22 protein-coding genes and 1 tRNA gene are annotated in these 21,953 nt (G+C 69.8%); 16 read left to right on the top strand and 7 right to left on the bottom strand.

What is annotated here, in order from left to right:
• Positions 1-173 precede the first annotated feature (173 nt).
• From IEX37_RS11070 to IEX37_RS11010, 13 genes are all read left to right on the top strand, one after another.
• The gene (locus IEX37_RS11070) at positions 174-1,127 is read left to right on the top strand and encodes a D-alanyl-D-alanine carboxypeptidase family protein (RefSeq protein ID WP_188756328.1); all 954 of its coding nucleotides are present in this window, start codon (positions 174-176) and stop codon (positions 1,125-1,127) included.
• 252 nt (positions 1,128-1,379) lie between these two features.
• Positions 1,380-2,408: a ribosome biogenesis regulatory protein gene (locus IEX37_RS11065; protein ID WP_188756327.1), complete on the top strand. Its 1,029-nt coding sequence runs from the start codon at positions 1,380-1,382 to the stop codon at positions 2,406-2,408.
• A 3-nt stretch (positions 2,409-2,411) separates the two neighbouring features.
• Entirely contained in the window at positions 2,412-4,097 is a 1,686-nt protein-coding gene (locus IEX37_RS11060; protein ID WP_229663222.1) for an efflux RND transporter periplasmic adaptor subunit, read from the top strand.
• The gene (locus IEX37_RS11055) at positions 4,094-4,771 is read left to right on the top strand and encodes an ABC transporter ATP-binding protein (protein ID WP_188756326.1); all 678 of its coding nucleotides are present in this window, start codon (positions 4,094-4,096) and stop codon (positions 4,769-4,771) included. The genes IEX37_RS11060 and IEX37_RS11055 overlap by 4 nt, the downstream gene beginning before the upstream one ends.
• A complete protein-coding gene (locus IEX37_RS11050) occupies positions 4,768-6,111 on the top strand; it encodes an ABC transporter permease (protein ID WP_188756325.1) in 1,344 nt (447 codons plus the stop codon). The genes IEX37_RS11055 and IEX37_RS11050 overlap by 4 nt, the downstream gene beginning before the upstream one ends.
• 196 nt (positions 6,112-6,307) lie before the next feature.
• On the top strand, positions 6,308-7,219 hold the full coding sequence (locus IEX37_RS11045; RefSeq protein WP_188756324.1) for a ParA family protein: 912 nt from the start codon (positions 6,308-6,310) through the stop codon (positions 7,217-7,219).
• Complete coding sequence (locus IEX37_RS11040) at positions 7,203-8,072, top strand: segregation and condensation protein A (RefSeq protein WP_188756323.1); 870 nt, start codon at positions 7,203-7,205, stop codon at positions 8,070-8,072. Before IEX37_RS11045 ends, IEX37_RS11040 begins: the two co-directional genes overlap by 17 nt.
• Positions 8,062-8,715, top strand: coding sequence for an SMC-Scp complex subunit ScpB (gene scpB / locus IEX37_RS11035; protein WP_188756322.1), 654 nt, complete (start codon positions 8,062-8,064; stop codon positions 8,713-8,715). Before IEX37_RS11040 ends, scpB begins: the two co-directional genes overlap by 11 nt.
• Before the next feature lie 90 nt (positions 8,716-8,805).
• Complete coding sequence (locus IEX37_RS11030) at positions 8,806-9,600, top strand: pseudouridine synthase (protein WP_188756321.1); 795 nt, start codon at positions 8,806-8,808, stop codon at positions 9,598-9,600.
• Positions 9,597-10,736 (top strand): prephenate dehydrogenase, encoded by a 1,140-nt coding sequence (locus IEX37_RS11025; RefSeq protein WP_188756320.1) that lies wholly within the window; start codon positions 9,597-9,599, stop codon positions 10,734-10,736. Before IEX37_RS11030 ends, IEX37_RS11025 begins: the two co-directional genes overlap by 4 nt.
• The gene (gene cmk / locus IEX37_RS11020; RefSeq protein WP_188756319.1) at positions 10,729-11,472 is read left to right on the top strand and encodes a (d)CMP kinase; all 744 of its coding nucleotides are present in this window, start codon (positions 10,729-10,731) and stop codon (positions 11,470-11,472) included. The genes IEX37_RS11025 and cmk overlap by 8 nt, the downstream gene beginning before the upstream one ends.
• A complete protein-coding gene (der, locus tag IEX37_RS11015; RefSeq protein ID WP_188756318.1) occupies positions 11,462-12,985 on the top strand; it encodes a ribosome biogenesis GTPase Der in 1,524 nt (507 codons plus the stop codon). Before cmk ends, der begins: the two co-directional genes overlap by 11 nt.
• A 148-nt stretch (positions 12,986-13,133) precedes the next feature.
• Positions 13,134-14,033, top strand: coding sequence for an NUDIX hydrolase (locus IEX37_RS11010; protein WP_188756317.1), 900 nt, complete (start codon positions 13,134-13,136; stop codon positions 14,031-14,033).
• Between the two features lie 18 nt (positions 14,034-14,051).
• Here the strand turns inward: IEX37_RS11010 and IEX37_RS11005 are convergent, their stop codons facing one another.
• A complete protein-coding gene (locus tag IEX37_RS11005) occupies positions 14,052-14,426 on the bottom strand; it encodes an RNA-binding S4 domain-containing protein (protein WP_188756316.1) in 375 nt (124 codons plus the stop codon).
• A 41-nt stretch (positions 14,427-14,467) separates the two neighbouring features.
• The gene (locus IEX37_RS11000) at positions 14,468-15,067 is read right to left on the bottom strand and encodes a GNAT family N-acetyltransferase (RefSeq protein ID WP_188756315.1); all 600 of its coding nucleotides are present in this window, start codon (positions 15,065-15,067) and stop codon (positions 14,468-14,470) included.
• A gap of 102 nt (positions 15,068-15,169) precedes the next feature.
• On the opposite strand from IEX37_RS11000, the gene IEX37_RS10995 reads away from it, so the two are divergent.
• Positions 15,170-15,243, top strand: a tRNA-Pro gene (locus tag IEX37_RS10995).
• A 47-nt stretch (positions 15,244-15,290) separates the two neighbouring features.
• Here the strand turns inward: IEX37_RS10995 and IEX37_RS10990 are convergent.
• The 3 genes from IEX37_RS10990 to IEX37_RS16170 form a co-directional block, all read right to left on the bottom strand.
• The gene (locus tag IEX37_RS10990) at positions 15,291-16,469 is read right to left on the bottom strand and encodes an IS481 family transposase (protein ID WP_188756314.1); all 1,179 of its coding nucleotides are present in this window, start codon (positions 16,467-16,469) and stop codon (positions 15,291-15,293) included.
• A gap of 209 nt (positions 16,470-16,678) precedes the next feature.
• Entirely contained in the window at positions 16,679-17,509 is an 831-nt protein-coding gene (locus IEX37_RS10985; protein WP_188756313.1) for a transposase, read from the bottom strand.
• Complete coding sequence (locus IEX37_RS16170; RefSeq protein WP_444543226.1) at positions 17,493-17,777, bottom strand: IS1/IS1595 family N-terminal zinc-binding domain-containing protein; 285 nt, start codon at positions 17,775-17,777, stop codon at positions 17,493-17,495. The genes IEX37_RS10985 and IEX37_RS16170 overlap by 17 nt, the downstream gene beginning before the upstream one ends.
• A 292-nt stretch (positions 17,778-18,069) precedes the next feature.
• On the opposite strand from IEX37_RS16170, the gene IEX37_RS10980 reads away from it, so the two are divergent.
• Positions 18,070-19,629, top strand: coding sequence for a thymidylate synthase (locus IEX37_RS10980; protein WP_188756312.1), 1,560 nt, complete (start codon positions 18,070-18,072; stop codon positions 19,627-19,629).
• Positions 19,630-19,722: 93 nt separating this feature from the next.
• Complete coding sequence (locus IEX37_RS10975) at positions 19,723-20,778, top strand: nucleotide kinase domain-containing protein (protein ID WP_229663221.1); 1,056 nt, start codon at positions 19,723-19,725, stop codon at positions 20,776-20,778.
• Between the two features lie 6 nt (positions 20,779-20,784).
• Here the strand turns inward: IEX37_RS10975 and IEX37_RS10970 are convergent, their stop codons facing one another.
• Positions 20,785-21,414: an Nmad2 family putative nucleotide modification protein gene (locus tag IEX37_RS10970; protein WP_188756311.1), complete on the bottom strand. Its 630-nt coding sequence runs from the start codon at positions 21,412-21,414 to the stop codon at positions 20,785-20,787.
• Positions 21,415-21,429: 15 nt separating this feature from the next.
• Complete coding sequence (locus IEX37_RS10965; RefSeq protein ID WP_188756310.1) at positions 21,430-21,897, bottom strand: TIR domain-containing protein; 468 nt, start codon at positions 21,895-21,897, stop codon at positions 21,430-21,432.
• Between the last annotated feature and the right edge of the window lie 56 nt (positions 21,898-21,953).

The following is a 21,953-nucleotide window of genomic DNA, read 5'->3' as shown; positions in this document are numbered from 1 at the left end:
CCACCTGACACCGACGAACCGAACCGCAATTTCTGCTCAAGATTTCCACGAGATGGCGGAATATCGATATAAGAAGGCGCGACGCGATTCGTCTCGATCCGCCCGCAACGTCTCAGCTTCGTCATTTCTGGACTGCGGCTTTATGGTGAGGGACCATGGGAAATGCGCGTCCGGTGCTCCGGCGACGAGAGAGCGGCGATCGTGCGGCATCGGGGCGGCAGGGCGCGATGCCCGGCCTGCGCGCACACCGGGTGCAGCTCGGCGCGGGCCTTGCCGGTGCGGGCGTGCTGGGGCTCGTGCTGGCCCTCGTGCTCGTTCTCGCACCGGCGCGCCCGGCGCTCGATGGCCGGGATCTGCCCTGGCCAACGAGGGGCGTGGCATCGGTGGCCGTCGGCGAGGCCGTGGTGGGCGGACCCGGATCCGAGGGGCCGCGTGCGATGGGAAGCATCGCGAAGCTCGTCGTGGCGCTCGTCGCGCTCGATCTCGTGCCCCCGGACGGCGGCGCCCTGCAAGGGTGGCACGTGTTCGACTCGACGGACGAGGTGATCGCGGCTCACGAGCGGGCGGCGGGCGGCGCTGTCATCGACGTCTCGGCCGGGTCCGCCCTTACGTATCGGGAGATGCTCGAGGCCGCCCTGGTCGCATCGTCGAACAACCACACGCGCTCGCTCGCGAGGTTCGTGTCGGGCGACGAAGGGCAGTTTCTCGACCATGCGCGGGAGTGGCTCCGCGACAACGGGCTGGACGGGATCGAGCTGGCGGATCTGACGGGAATGGCGCCGGAGACGAGAGCGACGGCGCGGGATCTCATCGCTCTGTCCCGGCTCGCGCTGGCCGATCCGCTCATCAGCGAGATCGTCGAGATGCCGGAGACCAGGATCGCGTCGGCGCAGGGTTCGCCGCCCCGGACCTACGTCAACACCAACGGGCTGCTCGGAAGATTCGGCGGCGTGGACGGCCTCAAGACCGGCATGACCGACGCCGCCGGCCATTCGATCGTGGTCACGGCGCCGGTGGCCGAGGGCTCAGACGAGCACATCATCGTGGTCATCCTCGGGGCGCCATCGGCGGCCGAGCGCGATACGGCGGCGGCGGCTCTCCTCGCCGCGGCGCGTTCCGCGCTGTGAGTCGCCGGGGAGCCGTGATCCCGCGCGCGAATCGCAGTCTGGGACACGCGCTTTTCTCGACGAGAGCCTGAACAGGCGAATAACAAATCGGTAACGTGTGCTGCCGCAGTGTCGCGAAACGGCGTTCTCGTGACACAAACAGAGTGAGGGGCAGTTGCTCCTCTCCGGTTCCCCGCCCATGGTCCCCCCGCCTGCGGTGCGCGCCGGATCGCGGCGATGGCACGATGCCGTCGCGAGAAAGAAAGAACCGCCATGCCTCGATCCCGCTCCCTCACGCTGCTCGCGGCCGTCGCGGCCCTCGGCCTGGGGCTGACCGCATGCTCGCCCCAGGACGGAGGCTCCGACTCCGACGCGGAGTCGCCGCTCAGCGAGTACCTGTCCGCCGTGTGGGGTTCGAACCTGTCGGACGAGGAGTGGCAGGAGCGCCACGAGCGCGAGGAGGCGGAGATCCAGAAGCTCATCGCCGAGTGCATGGCGGAGGAGGGCTTCGAGTACGTGCCGCAGTCCAGCTCGGTCAGCTACTCGTCCGGCGCGGAGTGGGATCCCGAGTCGGAGGAGTGGGTGTCCCAGTGGGGGTACGGCGCCGTCAACTGGCCGGGTCAGGACGACCCGCCGCTGGGGGACGACGAGGTGTGGGTGGACCCCAACCAGGACTACATCGAATCGCTGTCCGAGTCGGAGCAGGCGGCCTACTGGGAGACCCTGCACGGCCGCATGGAGGAGCCCCAGCCCGGCGACGAGGAGATGCACTACGAGTACAGGTGGGAGGACCACGGCTGCTACGGCTGGGCGGACCACCAGGTGCGCGGCACGGGGGAGGAGAGCCTCTACGAGTCGGAGGAGTTCGCGTCGCTGTTCGAGGCGATGGACGGGCTCTGGATGAACCTGGACACCGCCCCCGGGATGAGCGAGCTGAACGCCGCGTGGGCCGACTGCATGACCGAGGCGGGGTACTCCGGCTTCAGCGTGCAGGCCGACGCCTCGAACTCGATCTACGACGAGCTCAACAAGTTCTACGAGGAGCAGTCGTCCCAGTGGGAGAACATCGAGGACCCGGAGAACTTCGACTGGGAGTCCCTGCCGGATCCGCGGGACGACCCCGCGATGCAGGAGCTGGGGGAGCGCGAGGTGGAACTGGCCCTGGCTGACCTGGCGTGCCGGAAGCAGACCGACTACCGCGCGGAGAGCCAGCGCATCCAGTTCGCCCTCGAGGAGCAGTTCATCGAGGACCACCGCGCCGAGCTGGACGCCCTCAAGGCCGCGGCAGAGCAGCGCAGCTGACGCATGATCGGCAGGAGAAGGGGCGCAGACGACGCCCGAGCGGCCGGCGCCCCCGCAGAGTCGGGGTCCGCGGGCGCGCAGCCGGCCGACGGCGCCTTCGATGAGCTCGTCGCGGACCCGGGAGCGGACACGGCGACCGCGGTGCTGGCGACCCCCGACGAGGACGCGGGCGACGCGGCCGCGGATGCGTCGGCCGCCGGATCGACCGCGCGCGTCGCGGGCTGGGCGCGCGTGTTCCGCGGCAACCGGACCCTGTGGATCGTCGCGGGCGTCGCGGTGGTCAGCCTCGTGGCCGGACTCGCGCTCGGCAGGTTCGCGGTCGCGCCCGCGGAGGCCTCCGATGACGCACCCGCGCCGGGACTCGTGACCGTACCCGTCGAGTACGGCCGCCTCAGCAACGACGTGACCATCCGCGGCGAGATCGGGTACGTCGACGCGACGCAGCTCACGCTCGACACGTCGTCGATCGCCGGCGCCGCCGTGGTCACGGGACAGGTCCCGAGCCCGGGCGACGTCCTCGACACGCTCTCGGTCGCCCTGGAGATCGCGGGGCGGCCGGTGATCGTGCTGCCCGGGGAGCTGCCCGCGTACCGGGATCTTCGCCTGGGCGCGTCCGGCCCCGACGTGCTCCAGTTGAAGCAGTCGCTGGCCGAGGTCGGACTGAGCCCCGGCGACGTGACCTCCGACGTGTTCGACCAGGCCACGGCCGACGCACTCGGTCGCCTCTATTCCGAGGTCGGGTACACCCCGCCGTCGGCCGGGGAGGGCGCCGCCGACGCCGTGCGCGCCGCCGAGGACGGGGTGCGCTCCGCCGAGGAGGGCGTCGCCGCGGCGCGCCGCGACCTGGAGGAGGCAGGCAAGGGCCCGTCGCCGGTCGAGGTCAAGGAGTACGACAACGCCGTGGCCGCGGCCGCTCGGGCGCTCGCCGAGGCGCAGGCCAGCGGCGACGTCGTGATGATCGGGAACCTGCGCGACGAGCTGGACCTGGCGCGCCTGCGCCGCAGCCAGCTCGACGCGCCCCGCGACGTCGCGCCGCAGCGCGCGGCCCTCGCTGCGGCCGAGGAGCATCTCACCGCGGCGCGCGAGGCGCTCGCCGCGGCGCGCGCCGAGGTGCAGCCGTTCCTGCCGGCCGGCGAGGTGCTGTACCTCATGGAGCTGCCGCGCCGCGTCGACGAGGTCTCCGTGAGCCGGGGCTCGGTGCTCTCCGGTCCCGCGATGACCGTGTCGGGGGCGACGGTGAGCCTGACCGGGTCGGTCGCCGACGCCGATGCGAGCCTGCTGCAGGAGGGAGCCGAGGCGGTCTTCGAGCTGCCGGACGGCGGGGAGCATCCCGCCCGGATCGTCTCGCTCGACCGCGGATCGGGATCCAGCGGCCGGTGGACCGTGGTGCTCGAGCCAGCGCCGCTGTCGCCCGAGCAGATGCAGCAGGTGCAGGGCAGCAACGTGCGGGTGCAGATCCCGGTCGGGGCGACCGACGGCGAGGTGCTCTCCGTGCCGTACGCGGCGCTCACGGCGGGGCCCGGTGGCGAGTCGCGCGTCGAGGTCGTGGTCGGCGATCCGCGAGACGGACCGCGCGCCGAGACGCGCCTCGTGGTCGTGGAGACGGGTCTCGCGGCCGGCGGTTACGTGGAGGTCACCCCCGTGGAAGGCGAGCTGTCCGAGGGAGACCTCGTGGTGGTCGGGTCGTGACGGCCCCGCTCGTCGAGCTGCGCGACGTCACCCGCTCGTTCCCCGGGCCGCCCGAGGTACAGGCGCTCAAGGGCGTCAGTCTCGCGCTCGCGCCCGGGGACTACGTCTCGATCGTGGGCCCCAGCGGATCCGGCAAGTCGACGATGCTGAACATCCTGGGCCTCCTGGATCGCCCCAGCGTCGGGGAGTACCGGCTGGCGGGCACGCACACGGGCGCGCTGAACGAGGACGAGCGCGCAGCCGTGCGGGCGCGCTTCATCGGCTTCGTCTTCCAGGCCTTCCACCTGATGCCGCGCCGCACGGTGCTCGACAACGTGCTCGTCCCGATGCTCTACAGCGGCGTACCGCGCGCCGAGCGGGAGGAGCGCGCTCGGCGCGCCCTCGAGCGCGTGGGGCTCGGGCACCGACTGGAGTTCCGGCCCGGCTCGCTCTCGGGCGGTGAGCGGCAGCGCGTCGCGGTCGCGCGCGCCGTCGTGAGCGGGCCCCGCCTGCTGCTCGCCGACGAGCCGACCGGCAACCTGGACCAGGCGACGGGCCGGGAGGTCATGAACCTCTTCGAGGAGCTCAACGACGAGGGCCTCACGCTCGTCGTGATCACGCACGACCGAGCGGTCGCCGATCGCGCGCGACGGCGCATCCGCATCGCGGACGGCCGGCTGAGCGAGGTCGCATGAGCGCCCCGGCCCCCGAGGCTCCGAAGCGCCGTCGCCCGTGGGCCTGGATCGGCCGGAGACGTCGCGACCGCGAGGCCCCCGCCGAGGGCTTCGCGGGCGGGCTGGTGGAGGAGGTTCCGCGCGCGGACCGCTTCACATTCCAGGACCTGGTGGTCGAGGCGACCAACGACATCGGCTCGCGACCGGGTCGCCTCGTGATGACGGTGCTCGGCACGGTGCTGGGCATCGGCTCGCTCGTCGCGACGGTGGGGTTCGCGCAGACCGCCGCCGGCCAGATCGCGAACCAGTTCCAGGCGGCGGCGTCGACGCAGGTCGTCATCTCGCCCGCGGAGGCCCGCACCGGCGGCGGACGCACCGTTGCGACCGGCGCCCTGCCGTGGGACGCCCCCGCCCGCGTCGAGCGCCTGGCGGGGGTCGAACGCGCCGCGCTCGTGTCCGACGTGGTGCTCGCGGAGGGCGCGACCGTGACCGCCGTGCCGGTGAACGACCCGTCCGCTCCGGCCGCCGCGCCGCCGCCCGTCGTCGCGGCCTCCGAAGGCCTCGTCGACGTGGTCGAGGCGCGGATCATCGCGGGGCGCTTCTTCGACGCGGGGCACGACGCGCGCGGCGATCGCGTCGCGGTGCTCGGCGTGCGCGCCGCGGAGCGGCTCGCCGTGCAGCGCGTCGACCGGCAGCCGTCGATCTTCATCGACGGCGTGGCGTACGCCGTCATCGGCACGCTCGACAGCCCCGTCACGCGCGCCGATCTGCTGGACAGCATCATCATCCCGACGGGCAGCGCCCGCGCGGACTTCGGGCTGCCGGCTCCGGCCTCGGCGCAGGCGCGCATCGTCGTGGGCGCGGGCCCGCAGGTCGCGCAGCAGGCGGGGCTCGCGCTCGCGCCCGGATCGCCCGAGACCATCGACGTGCGGGCGCCCGCCGGGCGATCCGAGCTCAGCGACAGCGTGCGCGCCGACGTCAACCTCGTGTTCATCGCGCTCGGACTCGTGGCCCTCCTCGCGGGCGGCGTGGGGATCGCGAACGTCACGCTCATGTCGGTGATGGAGCGGGTGGGGGAGATCGGTCTGCGCCGTGCGCTGGGGGCGACGCGGCGGCAGATCTCGGCGCAGTTCGTGCTGGAGTCGGTCGTGATCGGCCTGCTCGGCGGTCTCATCGGCGCGTCCCTCGGGGTGCTCGCCGTGGTCGCCGTCGCGGTCGTGCAGCAGTGGGTGCCCGTGGTCGATCCGCTCGCCGCGGTGGGCGGCGCGCTGCTCGGTGCCCTCGTCGGCCTCGTCTCGGGCTGGTACCCCGCCCGCCGGGCCGCCCGCATCGAACCCGTCACGGCACTGCGCGGCTCCTGACGCCCGCGCCGACCCCGGCCGCGCCCGCTGTCAGACCCCGCATGCGTTGACTAGCCCCGGTGCCGTTTACTAGCGCTCCCTGCGCTAGTAAACGGCACGGACGCTAGTGACCGGTGGGGGTTGGGGCGCGGAGACCCGCAAATGCGCGGCGCGCGTCGCCGCTGTGGCGGGGGCGCACCCTTACAATCGAGCAAGCATGTCGAAGGCGGGAGAGACGGTGGCGGACAAGGCGGACACCCGGGCGCGAAAGCCGGCGAAGGGCGATGAGCCCGTGCTCGGCCCGACCGGCCGCCCGTACCAGGGCTTCCCGACCCCGAAGAAGCTCGACGGGCACGGGCCGGCGCGCATCATCGCGCTGTGCAACCAGAAGGGCGGCGTCGGCAAGACGACGACCACGATCAACCTGGCCGCGGCGCTGGCCGAGTACGGGCGCAAGGTGCTCGCGATCGACTTCGATCCACAGGGCGCCCTGTCGGCGGGCCTCGGGGTGCAGACCCACGACGCGCCGACGATCTACGATCTGCTGCTCGACACGAAGCGGGATCCGCACGACGCGATCGTGCAGACGAAGGTGCCCGGTCTCGACCTGATCCCGGCCAACATCGACCTGTCGGCGGCCGAGGTCCACCTGGTCAACGAGGTCGCGCGGGAGATGATCCTGTCGCACGTGCTGCGGCGCGTCGCCGCCGAGTACGACGTCATCCTGATCGACTGCCAGCCGTCGCTGGGGCTGCTGACCGTCAACGCCCTCACGGCAGCGCACGGCGTGGTGATCCCCCTCGAGTGCGAGTTCTTCGCGTTGCGCGGCGTTGCGCTGCTGATCGAGACGATCGACAAGGTGCGGGACCGGCTGAACCCGTCCATCACGCTCGACGGCCTGCTCGCGACGATGTACGACCCCCGCACGCTGCACTCGCGCGAGGTGCTGGAGCGCATCGTCGAGGCCTTCGGCGACGACGTGCTCGAGACCGTGATCGGCCGCACCGTGAAGTTCCCCGACGCCTCGGTGTCGGGCGTGCCGATCACCGAGTTCGCGCCCGAGCACCCCGCGGCGCAGGCGTACCTGCGACTGGCGCGCGAGCTGGTGGCGCGTGGCGCCGTCGCCTGAGCCGACGTCCGCGCCGACGGGGCCCGAGATCACCGGACCCCGGGCCACCGGGCCCCAGGACGCCGAGTCCGAGGGCGGGTTCCGCGTCTCGCTGGGGAACTTCGACGGGCCGTTCGACCTGCTGCTGACCCTGATCTCGCAGCACGAGCTCGACATCACCGAGGTGTCGCTGTCGAAGGTGACGGACGAGTTCATCTCGTATCTGCGCGAGCTCGGTCCGGACGAGGAGCTGGATCAGGCATCCGAATTCCTCGTCGTGGCGGCCACGCTCCTGGACATGAAGGTCGCCGGGCTGCTGCCCCAGGGCGAGCTGGTCGACGCCGAATCGGTCGCGCTGCTCGAGGCGCGGGATCTGCTGTTCGCCCGGCTGCTGCAGTACCGGGCCTTCAAGGAGGTCTCCGCGTGGTTCGCCGAGCGGCTGCAGGGGGAGGACCGCCGCCATCCCCGCAACGTCCCCCTCGAGCCGAAGTACCGGGCCAAGACACCGGAGCTGATCTGGACGCTCACACCCGAGGACTTCGCGGCCATCGCGACGCTCGCGTTCGCGCCCCGGGAGATCCCGCGCGTGGGCCTGGATCACCTGCACGCGCCGCTCGTGAGCATCCGGGAGCAGGCCGCGGTCGTCGTGTCGCTGCTGCGGAACGCGGAGCGGCTGACGTTCCGGGAGCTCGTCGCGGGCGTCGACCAGGCGGGCGTCGTGGTGGCGCGCTTCATCTCGGTGCTGGAGCTGTACCGGCACGCGGCCGTGTCGTTCGAGCAGCTGGAGCCGCTCGGCGAGCTGACCCTCACGTGGACGGCCGAGCACTGGTCCGACGAGACGCTGGCGACCCTGGGAGCCGACTATGACAGATGACCCGAAGACCGCCATGGCGGCGGACGCACCGGTGGGCGAGCCCGAGCTGGAACCCGTGGAGCAGGCGGCGGAAGAGCCCGCCGAGTACCCGGGCGGCGTCGCGCAGCGCCTCGAGGCGATCCTGATGATCGCGGACGAGCCGCTCAGTCTGGTTGCACTCGCGACGGCTGTCGGCGCACCCGTGCCGGCGGTGCGGCGCGCGCTCGCGGCGCTCGTGGACGACTACGACGGGCGCGGCGGCACGCCCGAGCGCGGGTTCGAGCTGCGCGAGGTCGGCGGCGGCTGGCGGTTCTATGCGCGCGCCGAGTACGACGACATGATCGCGGGCTTCGTGGGCGGGCAGGCGCCCGCGCGCCTGTCGCAGGCGGCGCTCGAGACGCTCGCCGTCATCGCGTACAAGCAGCCCGTGACCCGGTCGCAGGTGGCGTCGATCCGCGCGGTGAACGTCGACTCGGTCGTCCGCACGCTGCTCGCGCGGGGCCTCGTGACCGAGCAGGGCGCGCATCCGGAGACCGGCGCGATCCTGTACGGCACGACGGATCTGCTGCTGCAGCAGCTCGGCATCAACTCGCTCGACGAGCTTCCGCCGATCTCGCCCCTGCTCGACGACGGCTCCGACGGCTTCGACGACGTCGTCGGCTGAGCCCTCGTCGGCTGAGCCCTCGTCGGCTGAGACGATAATGATGTCCCACTTCCTGACGGAATGGGGCGGTATTCAGGCAGAAAGTGGGACATGGAACAGGGCGCTGAGGGAATCCGGCTGCAGAAGGTGCTGGCGAACGCCGGCGTGGCGTCGCGGCGCGTGTCCGAGCAGCTGATCGTCGAGGGGCGCGTGCGGGTCAACGGCACGGTGGTGACCGAGCTGGGGTCGCGCATCGATCCCGAGAAGGACCTCGTGGACGTCGACGGCACCGCCGTGCAGCTCGACACCACCAAGCGGTACGTCATGCTGAACAAGCCGACCGGCGTCGTCAGCTCCATGAAGGACGATCGGGGCCGCCCGGATCTGCGGCGCTACACCCAGGACTGGCCCGAGCGGCTCTACAACGTCGGACGGCTCGACGCCGACACGTCGGGCCTGCTGGTGCTCACCAACGACGGCGAGCTCGCGCACGTGCTGGCCCACCCGTCGTTCGGGGTGACCAAGGTCTACATCGCGAAGGTCGACGGTCGCGTCACGGCGCAGACGATCGCGACGCTCACGCGCGGCATCGAGCTGGAGGACGGCCCCATCCAGGCCGACAAGGCGCGCCTGCTGGACTCCTCGGGAGGCTCGAGCCTGGTCGAACTGACCCTGCACTCCGGCCGCAACCGCATCGTGCGCCGGATGATGGCGGCCGTCGGGCACCCCGTCACCGAGCTGGTGCGGCGCCAGTTCGGCCCGCTGCACCTGGGAACCCTCCCAGTGGGCAAGGTGCGCGAGTTGACTAAAGTGGAGCGAGGCGCGTTGCTGACTCTCTCGCGCCAGGGATCCGATCAGACCGACACGGGCGCGGATCCCTCGGGGGAGGACCGGGAGAACTCGTGACCGATACGACGAGCGCGCCGTCGCGCGATCCGCTGGTGCCGGGGCGCACCGCGCGCGTCAGCGGCACCGTGCGCGTGGTGGGCGCCGGACTGCTCGGGGCCAGCGTGGGGCACGCGCTGCGGGCCCTCGGCGTCGACGTCGTGCTGACCGACACTTCGCCCACGCAGCTGCGTCTCGCGATCGACTACGGCGCCGGGCGTGCCGAGACGCCGCAGGACGAGCCGTCGCTCATCGTGGTCGCCGTGCCGCCGGACGTCACGGCCGATGTCGTGCAGTCCGAGCTGGAGCGATACCCCGGCGCGGTCGTCACGGACGTCGCCTCCGTCAAGCTCGGCCCGCTCGAGGAGCTGCGCCGGCGCGGCGTGGATCTGACGCACTACATCGGATCGCACCCCATGGCGGGCCGCGAGCGGGGCGGCGCGATCTCGGCGCGCGCCGACATCTTCACGGGACGTCCGTGGGTCGTCTGCCGCGACGGCGAGACGCCCGCCGCCGACCTCGCGCTGGTCGAGGCGCTGGCGCTCGACGTCGGCGCGATGCCGATCGAGATGACGCCCGAGGAGCACGACCGCTCCGTGGCGCTCGTGTCGCACGTGCCGCAGGTGGTCGCGAGCCTGCTCGCGGGCCGCTTCGCCGACGCTCCCGAGGAATCCCTGCGCCTGGCCGGCCAGGGCGTGCGCGACACCACGCGCATCGCCCACTCCGCTCCCGAGCTGTGGGTGCAGATCCTGGATGCGAACGCGGCGCCCGTGGTGGACGTGCTGGACGCGCTCGCCGCGGACCTGTCGCGCATCGCGCAGGCCCTGCGTGAGCCGGACGCCGTGGGCGCGCGCCGCGCGCTGGCCGACGCGATCCGCCGCGGCAACGAGGGCGTCGAGCGACTGCCGGGCAAGCACGGCCAGAACCGCCGCTTCGACTCCTTCGTCGTCATGATCGACGACACCCCCGGGCAGCTGGGGCGCCTGTTCGGCGACCTGGGTGAGCTGGGCGTGAACATCGAGGACCTGCGGCTGGAGCACTCGCCGGGGGCGCAGTTCGGCCTGGCCGAGATCAGCGTCGTGCCGGGCGCCGTGCGCGGCGCCGTCGACGGGCTGGAGAGCCGCGGCTGGCGGATTGCGAGCACGACCCATGACTGACGCCCACGGCACGACCGACGGCTGGGCCGCCTCGGCGGGCGCGGCCGTGCAGACGCCCATCATCGCGATCGACGGGCCGGCCGGATCCGGCAAGTCGAGCGTCTCGAAGGAGATCGCGCGCCGCCGTGGCTACGGCTACCTGGACACCGGCGCCGGCTACCGGGCGCTGTCGTGGCACGTGCTCGACCTCGGGGCCGACACCACCGACCCCGACGCCGTGCTCGACGCCCTGACCTCGTTCGACCTGCGCCTCGGCCTGCAGCCGGACGACCGGACCGTGACGGTGCGCGGCGTGGACGTGACCGCCGAGATCCGCACGCCCGAGGTCACGGCGGCGATCGCCGGCTTCACCCGCGTGCCCGAGGTGCGGGCGTACCTCAACGGCGTCTTCCGCCGGCTGGCGGGGGAGTCGGGGCTCGCGGGCGTCGTGATCGAGGGACGCGACATCACGTCGGTCGTCGCCCCCGACGCGCCCGTGCGCATCCTGATGACCGCGTCGCCCGAGGTGCGCGCCGCGCGGCGCGGGCTGGAGCTCGGGTCCGACACGGGGACGGTGGCCGAGGCGATGCGGATCCGCGACGAATCGGACAGTCACGTGCTGGATCTCGCCCTGGCGGATCCGGGGGTCGATGTGATCGACTCCACCGAGCTCGACTTCGAGCAGACCATCGACGCCGTGCTCACGGTGATCGACCGCAAGATCAACCCGAAGCAGGGAGGCCGCAATGGCCGGTGACGACGAGTACGAGGGCGGCCCCGACCGCCTCGCCGAGCGCATGGCGGAGCTGGACGAGGAGCTCATCGAGCGCCGCGCCGCGACGCTGCGCCAGGGCCTGGAGGACTACGACCTCGACGAGGAGGACGCCGAGCTGCTGGCCGGCGTGCAGCGCGGCGAGGACGGGATCGAGTACCTGCCGGCGCTGCCGGTCGTGGCGATCGTGGGCCGGCCGAACGTCGGCAAGTCCGCGCTGGTGAACCGCATCCTCGGCCGCCGCGAGGCCGTCGTGGAGGACACCCCCGGCGTCACGCGCGACCGCGTGACCTACAAGGCCGAGTGGCTGGGGCGTCGCTTCTCGCTGGTCGACACCGGCGGCTGGGAGCCCGACGCGCGCGGCATCGACCGGTCGGTGGCCGCGCAGAGCGAGGTCGCGATCGACCTGGCCGACGTCATCCTGTTCGTGGTGGACGCGATGGTGGGCGCCACCGCGACCGACGAGCACGTCGTGCGCCTGCTGCGCAAGTCCGACAAGCCCGTGTTCCTCGTCGCCAACAAGGTCGACGACGCGCGTCACGAGCCCGAGGCCGCCGCGCTGTGGAACCTCGGCCTGGGCGAGCCGCACCCGATCTCGGCGATCCACGGGCGCGGCGTCGCCGACCTGCTGGACGAGGTCATGAAGGTGCTGCCGGAGGTGTCGGCGGTGGCCAAGCACGAGATCGGCGGGCCGCGTCGCGTCGCGATCCTCGGGCGTCCCAACGTCGGCAAGTCATCGCTGCTCAACAAGGCCGCGGGCGAGGAGCGGGTGGTCGTCAACGAGCTCGCCGGCACCACGCGCGACCCCGTCGACGAGATCGTCGAGCTGGGCGGCCGCCTGTGGACGCTGGTCGACACGGCGGGCATCCGTCGCCGTGTGCACCTGCAGCAGGGCGCGGACTTCTATGCGTCGCTGCGGACGTCCGCGGCCCTGGAGAAGGCCGAGGTCGCGATCGTCGTGATCGACGTGAGCCAGCCGATCAGCGAGCAGGACGTGCGCATCATCGACCTCGTGCTCGAGTCGGGACGCGCGCTCGTGCTCGCGTTCAACAAGTGGGACGAGCTGCTGGAGGACGACCGCCGCGGCGGCGACCGCCGGCGCATGCTGGAGCGCGAGATCGAGACCGATCTGGCCCACGTGGCGTGGGCGCCGCGCGTCAACATCTCGGCGAAGACCGGCCGCCACCTCGACAAGCTCGTGCCCGCGCTCGAGACCGCGCTGGACTCGTGGGATCAGCGCATCCCGACCGGCAAGTTCAACGCGTTCCTGTCCGAGCTCGTGGCCGAGCACCCGCACCCGCTGCGCGGCGGCAAGCAGCCGCGCATCCTGTTCGGCACGCAGGCGGGCACGCGTCCGCCGACGTTTGTGCTGTTCACGACCGGCTTCCTCGACCCCGGCTACCGCCGCTTCGTGCAGCGCCGCCTGCGCGAGCTGTACGGCTTCGAGGGCACGCCCATCGTGATCAACATGCGCGTGCGGGAGCGCCGCCAGCGCTGACCTTCCACCCAAGCTGGTTGAGCGAGCGGCCGTCACCCAAGCTCGTTGAGCGAGCGAAGCGAGTCGAAACGCCCCTCCACACGCCCCGGCATGACATGCGGCGTCGCCCTCCGCGTGCGTGCGCGGGACGCTGTGTCACCCTTGAGGGGTGACGATCGAGCCACCCCGCCCCGGCGAGCCACCCCGGTTCACCGGACCGCGCGATCCCGGTGACGCGTGGGTCATCACGGATTCCGGGGAGCGGTACTGGGGGCGCTTCGGCGCGGCCGGGCTCATGGCATTCGACGTCGAGCGCGGCGTCCTCCTGCAGCACCGCGTCGGCTGGAGCCACCACGGCGGCACGTGGGCGCTGCCGGGCGGGGCGCTGCACGAGGGCGAGTCGCCGATCTCGGGGGCCTTGCGCGAGGCGAGCGAGGAGGCGGGCGTCCCGGTCGCCTCGGTCCGGCCCCGATTCACGAACGTGCTGGATCTGGAGGTCTGGTCGTACACGACGGTGGTCGCGGACGTGGTGGAGCGGTTCGCGGCGGCCGTGACGGATCCGGAGAGCTTCGCGGTCGAGTGGGCGCCGGTCGAGGAGGTCGATCACCGTCCGCTGCATCCCGGTTTCGCGGGTGCCTGGACGGGGCTGCGCGAGCTGCTCCGTGTGCGCCCGGTCGTCGTCGTGGACGGCGCGAACGTCGTCGGATCCGTGCCGGACGGATGGTGGAAGGATCGCGCGGGCGCGGCCACGCGGTTGCTGACGCGCGTGAGCGCGCTGGCCGAGCGGGGCGTCCCGGCCGAGCGGCTCGGTCTGGGGGCGACGCACTGGTTCCCCGAGTTCGTCGTCGTGACCGAGGGTCAGGCGCGCGATGTCCCGGATGTCGACGGGGTGCGCGTCGTGCGCGCCGCGGGTGAGGGCGACGACACGATCGCGGCGGAGGCGGCGGCGCTCGTCGACGACGGGCGGGTGGTGACTGTCGTGACGAGCGACCGGGGCCTGCGGGCCCGCGCGGCGGAGGCCGGAGCGACCGTGCACGGCGCCGGCTGGCTCACTGACCTGCTCGACTGATCCGCGGACCGGCCTGCGTCAGGAGCGTCCGCGCAGTCTGTCGATGTCGCGGCGTTCGCGCTTGGTCGGGCGCCCCGCGCCGCGGTCGCGGATGGGGACGAACGCGACCTCCTCGCGCGGCGGCGGGGGAGGAGTGCGGTCCTCCATCGCGGTTGCGGCGACCGAGGCGCCGACGCGCTTGGCAATCGGCTGGCGCACCACGAGGATCCGGTCGAAGCCGTTGATGCGCACCCGCAGCTCGTCGCCGGGACGGACCGGCTGGGCCGCCTTGGCGCGTTCGCCGTTGACGCGCACGTGCCCGGCCCGGCAGGCCGTGGTGGCGGCGGAGCGGGTCTTGTACACGCGCACCGCCCACAGCCAGCTGTCGACGCGGACGGAGGCGGCTTCGGTCATCGTCGGATCATCCTATTCGGCCGATCCGTTCCGTCGGATCCTCAGCGGGGCGTGCCCGTCCCGGCGAGGTCGAGCGCGACGACGACCCGTCTCGCGGTCGGACGGGCGATCTCGCGGAACCCTGCGCCGAGGAACGTCGAGAGCGATCCGACGAACAGCTCGTTGGCGGTCGGCGTCACGGTGTCGGTGGCGATGGGGTACCCCTCAAGTACGCGGGCCCCCGCCTCCCTGGCGTACCCGACGGCCGCGTCGAGGAGCGCGGCGTTGAGGCCTTTGCGGCGGTGCTCCTTGCGCACCGAGAAGCACGTGACGGCCCAGACCGAGGGATCCTCCGGTGGCTCGACGGAACCGCCCTTCACGATCCTGCTGCGTGGGATCCGCGCTTGCGACGTCCGCGGCCCGACGCGTATCCACCCCGCCGCGCCGCCGTCGACATAGGCGACGACCCCCGGAGGTGGGCCGCCCGCGATCTCCGCGTGCAGCATCTCCTGGCGCTCCTCCAGCGAGCTGCTGCGCCACTGCGCGCTCGGCATGAGCGGCCACGCGCACTGACATGCCCGCCCGTCCCCGCCGCCGGTGAGCGCTGCCTGCACGTCGTCCCACTCGTCCAGGGTGGCGACCTTGGTGGTGATCTGCCCCATGCGGAAAGGCTACGCGGCACCCCGACACGCGTCAGGGGGCGAGTTCGCAGCACCCTCGGCGAGCGGCTAGACTAGTCGAGTTGTCCGCGCGTGCGCGGGCTACGGGATGTGGCGCAGCTTGGTAGCGCACTTGACTGGGGGTCAAGGGGTCGCAGGTTCAAATCCTGTCATCCCGACAGTGTGATGAGTCGGGACATGTGTCTCAGATGAGTCGCGACAGATGTCACAGACGAGAGCCCGGCCATCGGCCGGGCTCTCGTTGTTGGTTGCGCCAGTATCCGCGGGCCGGGTCGATGAGGTTGGTCGCGATGATTTCCCCGCTGTCGAGGTGGGTGATGGTGACGGTGGTGTCGTCGATGATCGCGAGGACGCGTTTGCCGCGGTGGTGGGCGCCGATGCCGAGGTGGTGCATGCGTCCGGCTCTGCGGAGGGTGATGCGGCCGGTCTTGTCGACTTTGTCGTAGCGGAGCCGGTAGTGGGCGTCGCGGCCGCCGGCGGGCAGTGCTTTCGGCGTGGCTTGGTAGGCGGCAGCTGGGGTGGATCGGTCGCGAGCGCGGTGTGGGCGGTGCTTGTTGTAGTGCTCTTGGAACGCGTCGAGCTGGGCCTGCAGCTGCGTGATCGTCTGGGCTGCGGGCTGGGCTGCGAGGAAGCGTTTGAGGGTCTGGTGGAAGCGTTCGATCTTGCCCTGGGTCTGGGGGTGCCCCGGGGAGCCGTTCTTCTGCCGGACTCCGAGGAGGGGCAGGAGGTATTCGAAGGCGTTGCGGCCGCCGCCGAAGCGGGCGGTGTAGACGCGGCCATTGTCGGTGAGTGTCGATGCCGGGGCGCCGTGTTCGTCGACGACGGTCAGGAAAGTGGTGACGACGTCGTCACCGGTGACGGGGGCATGGGCGGTGCAGGACAGCAAGAACCTCGAGTGGTCGTCGAGCCAGTTCAAGATCTCGACGTCGGTGCCGTCGGCGAGGCGCCAGTGGGTGAAGTCGGACTGCCAGGTTTCGTTCGGTTGAGCCGCCTCGAAGCGGATGTAGGAGCTGCGGGGGCGTTTTCGCGGTTCCGGGGTGATCAGGTTCGCTGCGTGCAGGATGCGGCGGATCGTGGAGGTCGACGGCGGGCGGTGGCCGTCCTGCTCGAGGTGCCAGGCGATCGTGACGGGACCTGCGTCATGCCCTCCCGCGGCCAGTTGTCGTCGCAGTGCGATGATCCGCTCGCGGATCTCCGCAGGCGTCGAGGCCGGGTTCGATCTCGGGCGTCGAGGGCGCGGTTCGACAGCGTCGATGCCGCCTTCCCGGTAACGGGCCAGCAGCCTGTGCAACTGCCGACGGGAGAGCCCGTACTCGGCGGCCGCTTCGGTGACGGTGAGCTGCTTGGCGATGATCTTCAGAACGACGACACGGTGCTTCGACACCCGCTCATTCGACTGTGACGCATGTCGCGACTCACCAGCGACACATCACCTGTGACACATGTCCTGAACTCAGACACTGTCATCCCGACAGTGTCCTGAGTCGCGACATCGTCTACGAGCGAGTCGCGGCTCAGGACTTTTTCGTGGGTTCGTGTCGTCGGGGGCTTATCGGGCTTATCGGCAGAAAAGAGTGGATGGGGTCGGGCGTGTCAGTGGTCGCCGATCCATCCTGAGCGGTGCCAGAGGCCTTCGTTGGGGTCCAGGCCGGTGCCGTAGAGCTCGGGTTCGGGGTGTTCTTCGATCGCTTGCAGTGGTGTCGGCTCGGGGATGTGTGGGTGCTCGTGGACGCGGTCGATGGGGACCTCGCGGAGCAGGAGGAACCATTCGACGGCGCGGCGGCGGTGTTCGATGCTCATGCCGCGATGGTGGCGTAGCAGGTGCCGGATTTGCGCGTTGATGCCGCCTTCCAGCGGTGAGGTGGTGCGCGGGTTGCCGTGCTGGAGGAACGTGAAGAGGTGCCCGGCTTTGGTGGCGCGGTGCAGGATGCCCCAGGCTTTGCGGAGCCGGTCGTGGGTGAATCCGAACTGGCCGTTGCTGTAGAGGGTGCGCTCCTTGGTGAGATGCCCGAACTTCTGCCACCATCCCTCGAGCGCGAGTCGCCATCGGATGGCTGCGTCGACGTCGGTGATGGTGCTGAGGTTCGTCGCCAGGGCGCGCAGCGCCCGTCCGGCCTTCAGCCTGGGGTTGCGCGTCAGTTCGCGGGTGACGTTCATTTGCAGGTGGAAGATGCAACGCTGAACCGCTGTGTCTGGCCAGGTGTTGGCCAGGGCGGAGCGGATCCCGGATCCGCCGTCGGTGACGACGACCTCCGGTGGCGGGACTTGGTCGAACAACGCCTCCCAGGCGGCGGTGGACTCGCGGGCGGCCCATTGCCAGGCGATGACGTGCCCGGTATCGGACAGGGCGATCAGCAGGCACCAGGACCCGATCCAGATCCCGTCGACAAGGACCGCGTCGTGAACCTCACCCGTGACGGGCATGCGGGGCTGTAAGGTCCCAGCACCATGCCGTCTGATCACGGAACGAGCGACCCGTCCCGCCACCGACTTCGGCTTGGGTGCGCTTCCCGGTCAGCCAGCTCAGGAACCTGCGCAGCTGCTCCCGACGGGCGACATCAGGGCGGCGGCGGACGGTCGAGGAGCCGCACTCCTTCCAACGCCAGCGTTGCGTCCCCGATGGATGTCGGCCGTTCTTCACCAACCGCGATGCGCATACCAGACAACTCGCCGAGTTCGACGGAAGATCCACGACTAAGGGTCGCGGACCATACCGGCCCCCGTTTCACCGCGTCATTCCGCCGCTAGATCAAGGATCCATTCACTCTTCTCTGCCCATAAGCCCTGCGCGATATGAAGAGGTCACGCGCTAACGCACCGGCACGACCGAGGCAGTCGTCGCATCCTCGCGGGACCGTCGCGGAGAAATTGAGCCGACAGTCTCTCTGACGACACGACTGGAGCCGGACTCGTTCGGTCGCCGGATTCTTCGCGCCGCGCGGGATACTCGATCTCAAGATCGAAGCGGTTCGGGGAGGGTATGCATGCTCTATCGGAATGCTGCGCGAGCCTTCATCGCTGAGCTTGCCGAGATTCGTTCGAGTGGGCAACCGGTGACAGTTCGCGGACTGCCGACTCATGAGCGTCTCGCACGTACTGTGACCTTGGCGCAGCCAACGGAACGTTTCATCACAGTACCGGGTCGTCGCAACGATGTGTTCGCGACCATCGCCGAGACGATGTGGGTGCTTGCTGGGCGCAATGACATGGAGTATCTAGCCCGCTACCTCGGCCGCGCGCTGCAGTTCTCGGACGACCAGGTGACATGGCGCGGTGGCTATGGGCCACGGTTGCGCGATTGGGGTGGAGTCGATCAAGTGGATGAGATCCGCAAGCTCCTCAGTTCGGACCCTGAGTCTCGCCGAGCGGTCGCTGTCCTGTTCGATCCGGCGTGCGACTTCGCGGACACGCTCGATGTGCCCTGCAACAACTGGCTGCATTTCCTCGTCAGGAATGGCAGCGTCCACCTCAACGTGACCGTGCGTTCCAACGACATCCTGTGGGGATTCTCCGGCATCAACACGTTCGAATGGAGTGTGCTGCACGAGATGATGGCCTTCTGGCTCGGTGCCCGAGTCGGTCACGCGTCGTTCTTCATCTCGTCCCTTCATCTCTACGACGAGCGGAATGAGCAAGCTGACCGTGCCCTCGGCGGGTTTGGCGGCGCCACCGGCTATGAGGAGGGGTGGGCGGGTGCTCAGTTCGGGACTCCGTGGGAGGACTTCGCGGGTGTGCTCGATCGCTGGTTCGACGTCGAAGCTCGACTGGCGTCCGGGGAAGACTGTCACGCGGAAATCGCTGGCTTCCCCGATCCCCTACTACGCCAGTTCCTGCAAGCGATCGCCATCAAGTGGGCGATCGCCGCGGGCGCCGACAATGCGCGGCAACGTGAACTCGTCGACGACCTCGGCCACAGCGACATCGCTTTCGCACTCCGGGAGCAACTGTTTCGAGACTCCGCCCAGCTACTGTCCCCGCCCGTCTCCACGGTGGATTGGACCGACCTGCGCGAGTTCGTTATCGATCTACATCGGTCGAAGGATGCCGCCTACGGCAACTCGTGGAAGAGGCGCGGGGAGCTGACCAGCATCGCCGCCAACCTCGCCCGTAAGATCGATCGCATCGATCAGGTGGTGGGCGGTGCGGCAGCGGGAAGTGAGGCACTTCTGGACACCGTGATCGATCTCCTCGTCTATGCAATCAAATATGAGACCTTCCTCGCGGACCAGTCGACCGACGTCGCCGAGAAGATCTTCACGAATGGCGGCGAGCGGTTCAGCGACGGCCCGGATGGCTTCGAGGAACTCATGCGGGCGCGTGAGGTCGTCGGCGAGGTCGGGACCGTTCAGGCGGAGGCCGCAGAGGCCTCCACGGCGTTCGACGAGCTGGACACCTTCCTTCAGTTCCACCCTCAGGCCGAGTGGATGGAGAAGCTCGTGCTGGCCGAGCGCCTGACAGCGACGGCGTTACGGCTGGTGTTCGCAGTCGCGCTGTCCGACCCGGATGGAGTCGACGCGCTACGCCGCGATGCGGGACGGCCGTGACGGCGGTTCTGGCGGGCTGCGACGCGTCCGGGGAGCGATGATGGAGCGAACCGTACACGACGCGTCGGACTTACATCTCGCTACGAGAAGCGGATGGCCCTAGGCAGCGCAAATCGGAGACAGGCACAGGTTATGCGAGCACCGACTCCCCGGGACGGGGTCTACGAGCTCTACTGGAAGTTCGCCGCTGAGCGGCAGCGTGTTTTTGAGGCGCGCGTCGCTGGAGCCCCGGGACCGTGGACGCAGGACCGGATTCTCCAGGAGTACAAGTTCTGCAACGTCTATCGAGCGGCTGACCGTGTCAGCCAGTACCTCATCCGCGACGTTGCTTACCGCGATGACGACTCAAGCCCTGCCGATCGTCTGTTCCAGATCGTCGCGTTCCGAAACTTCAGCAATGTCGGTACGTGGGAGACCGTCGTTGAGATACTTGGGCGGTCGCCTCGGATTGCAGATCTGGAGACCGGTGTGTTCGAGGCGGCGCTCACCGACGCGAAGGACCGCAACGGCGGCCTCTACACGGGGGCGTTCATCCTCTGCGCCACGGATGCTTACGGTCGAAAGACCAAGCATCTGAACCATGTGGAGCTGTTCCGGGACATGTTCGTGCGGTCGTGCCTTGCGGAGCGGGTTCTTGAGGCGGAGTCGCTGGAAGAGGTCTACGACCTGCTCCACACTTTCCCCTTGATGGGTGATTTCATGTCTTACCAGATGGCGATTGACCTGAACTACTCGGAGCACGTGAACTTCTCTGAGAACGACTTCACGAAGCCTGGTCCGGGCGCGCTGCGTGGCATTAAGAAGGTGTTCTCCGACCTCGGTGGTCTCACGCCGCAAGAGGTGATCATGTGGATGGTGGACAACCAGGAGGCTGAGTTCGCCCGCTTGGAACTTGACTTCAGCGGTCTCTGGGGCCGGCCGATCCAGGCGATCGACGCTCAGAATCTCTTCTGCGAGACGGACAAGTACTGCCGTGAGGCGGTTCCGGAGCTTGCCAGTGCGAGAAGCCGGATCAAATCTCGCTACGTCTCCACGCCGGAGCCGATGACGCTCTTCTTCCCGCCCAAGTGGGGGATCAACGGTCACCTTCCTCAGAACGAGGTGCTGGGTTCGCGCGTGCGCGCGTCCTCGAACCCATGTTCTAGGTGAGCGCGCTCACGCGGCTTCTGCTGTTGGCTGCCGGCGACGTGGCCAATCGTGCGGGCGTCCCTGCACGCCCGGCTCGAGCGATCGCACCCATTCGATGATGGCGGCGACGTGCTCGTTGGTGAAGTTGCTGCGGTATGCAGGTGTCGAGTGCACGAGGTCGAAGCCGTAGTCGTTGCGCAGTGATTCGGGAATGACTGGGCCGTCTCCGCCGAAGTACACGAACTCGTCTCCGAGCATCACTCGCTCGCTCTTCGTGTCGCGCAGCATGTGACCCGCCTCTAGAGAGCCGTCGTCTTTGCTGTGGCGGGAGTTCTCCTGGATCCATTCACCGGCCGGATCGCGGTGGTAGATGTTGTCGCCGAAGTGCTGCATGCGGCTGCCCCGAAGGTTTGGCCGTTTCTCGGCGAAGCGGTCATCGTCCCAGTACTCCTGGAAGCTCAAGATCTCTGAGACGCGCATGGCGTAGACGAGGTTGCCTGCTTTGCCGTTTGGTCTGGAGCCGGTGCCGACTATCCAGTCGTCGACCTGGGCGACCTTGCGGATGTCCTGCTTGCACGTGGCGAGAGAGCAGATCCCGTGAAAGGGGTTTGGTGCGAACCCGACGTCGTAGCGCACGATGTAGCTGAACACCTTCACGATCGCCCTCCCTATTCAGCAGGCAGCCCGCGGAATCGACTGCACAGGCGCGGGAGCACCACTGGGTTCTGTCCAGTTGTCCTTGCCGTCAAGAGCGTCGATGATCGCCTGGGCATCCCAGTTGACGATCGCGTTCGCGTAGTCTTCCAGCGGCTCGGGCATGTCGTCGTGCGTGGTGCCTGGTGCCCAGACCCCGACGATCCGCTTGTCGGGGAACTTGCGGGCGTACTCGATCTCCCAGTCGACCCACTCGTGGTTCTTCGTGTCGGGGGAGATGATGACGATGATCTTTCCGGCCCATCGGATCTGGTCAGCCAGGATCTGTCTGATGTAGTCGGGGCTCTTCGCGTTGTTCGGGGTCTCGCTCGTGATCGACGAGTCCCGGATCTCGGCTCCGCTGCCGGAGAGCATCTTCTTGAGATCTCCGACCAGCGCGTCGTCCTCGTGACGGTGGCTGATGAAGATGTTGTGCTGGTTGCTCATGTCGGGCTCCTCCCTTCCAGGGATAGTCTACTTTTGACCACCGACATCGCCCCGAT

The sequence above is a fragment of the Microbacterium album genome (genome assembly GCF_014643695.1).
Lineage (GTDB): Bacteria > Actinomycetota > Actinomycetes > Actinomycetales > Microbacteriaceae > Microbacterium > Microbacterium album.
This window is presented reverse-complemented; position numbering and strand designations above follow the sequence as displayed.

What these genes read in the sequence shown, in the direction of transcription:
- IEX37_RS11065 (WP_188756327.1), top strand. Translation starts at nt 1,380, where the DNA reads ATGCCTCGATCCCGCTCCCTCACGCTGCTCGCGGCCGTCGCGGCCCTC.
- IEX37_RS11060 (WP_229663222.1), top strand. Translation starts at nt 2,412, where the DNA reads ATGATCGGCAGGAGAAGGGGCGCAGACGACGCCCGAGCGGCCGGCGCC.
- IEX37_RS11050 (WP_188756325.1), top strand. Translation starts at nt 4,768, where the DNA reads ATGAGCGCCCCGGCCCCCGAGGCTCCGAAGCGCCGTCGCCCGTGGGCC.
- IEX37_RS11045 (WP_188756324.1), top strand. Translation starts at nt 6,308, where the DNA reads ATGTCGAAGGCGGGAGAGACGGTGGCGGACAAGGCGGACACCCGGGCG.
- scpB (WP_188756322.1), top strand. Translation starts at nt 8,062, where the DNA reads ATGACAGATGACCCGAAGACCGCCATGGCGGCGGACGCACCGGTGGGC.
- IEX37_RS11030 (WP_188756321.1), top strand. Translation starts at nt 8,806, where the DNA reads ATGGAACAGGGCGCTGAGGGAATCCGGCTGCAGAAGGTGCTGGCGAAC.
- cmk (WP_188756319.1), top strand. Translation starts at nt 10,729, where the DNA reads ATGACTGACGCCCACGGCACGACCGACGGCTGGGCCGCCTCGGCGGGC.
- der (WP_188756318.1), top strand. Translation starts at nt 11,462, where the DNA reads ATGGCCGGTGACGACGAGTACGAGGGCGGCCCCGACCGCCTCGCCGAG.
- IEX37_RS11005 (WP_188756316.1), bottom strand. Translation starts at nt 14,426, where the DNA reads ATGACCGAAGCCGCCTCCGTCCGCGTCGACAGCTGGCTGTGGGCGGTG.
- IEX37_RS11000 (WP_188756315.1), bottom strand. Translation starts at nt 15,067, where the DNA reads ATGGGGCAGATCACCACCAAGGTCGCCACCCTGGACGAGTGGGACGAC.
- IEX37_RS10985 (WP_188756313.1), bottom strand. Translation starts at nt 17,509, where the DNA reads ATGCCCGTCACGGGTGAGGTTCACGACGCGGTCCTTGTCGACGGGATC.
- IEX37_RS10980 (WP_188756312.1), top strand. Translation starts at nt 18,070, where the DNA reads ATGCTCTATCGGAATGCTGCGCGAGCCTTCATCGCTGAGCTTGCCGAG.
- IEX37_RS10975 (WP_229663221.1), top strand. Translation starts at nt 19,723, where the DNA reads ATGGCCCTAGGCAGCGCAAATCGGAGACAGGCACAGGTTATGCGAGCA.
- IEX37_RS10965 (WP_188756310.1), bottom strand. Translation starts at nt 21,897, where the DNA reads ATGAGCAACCAGCACAACATCTTCATCAGCCACCGTCACGAGGACGAC.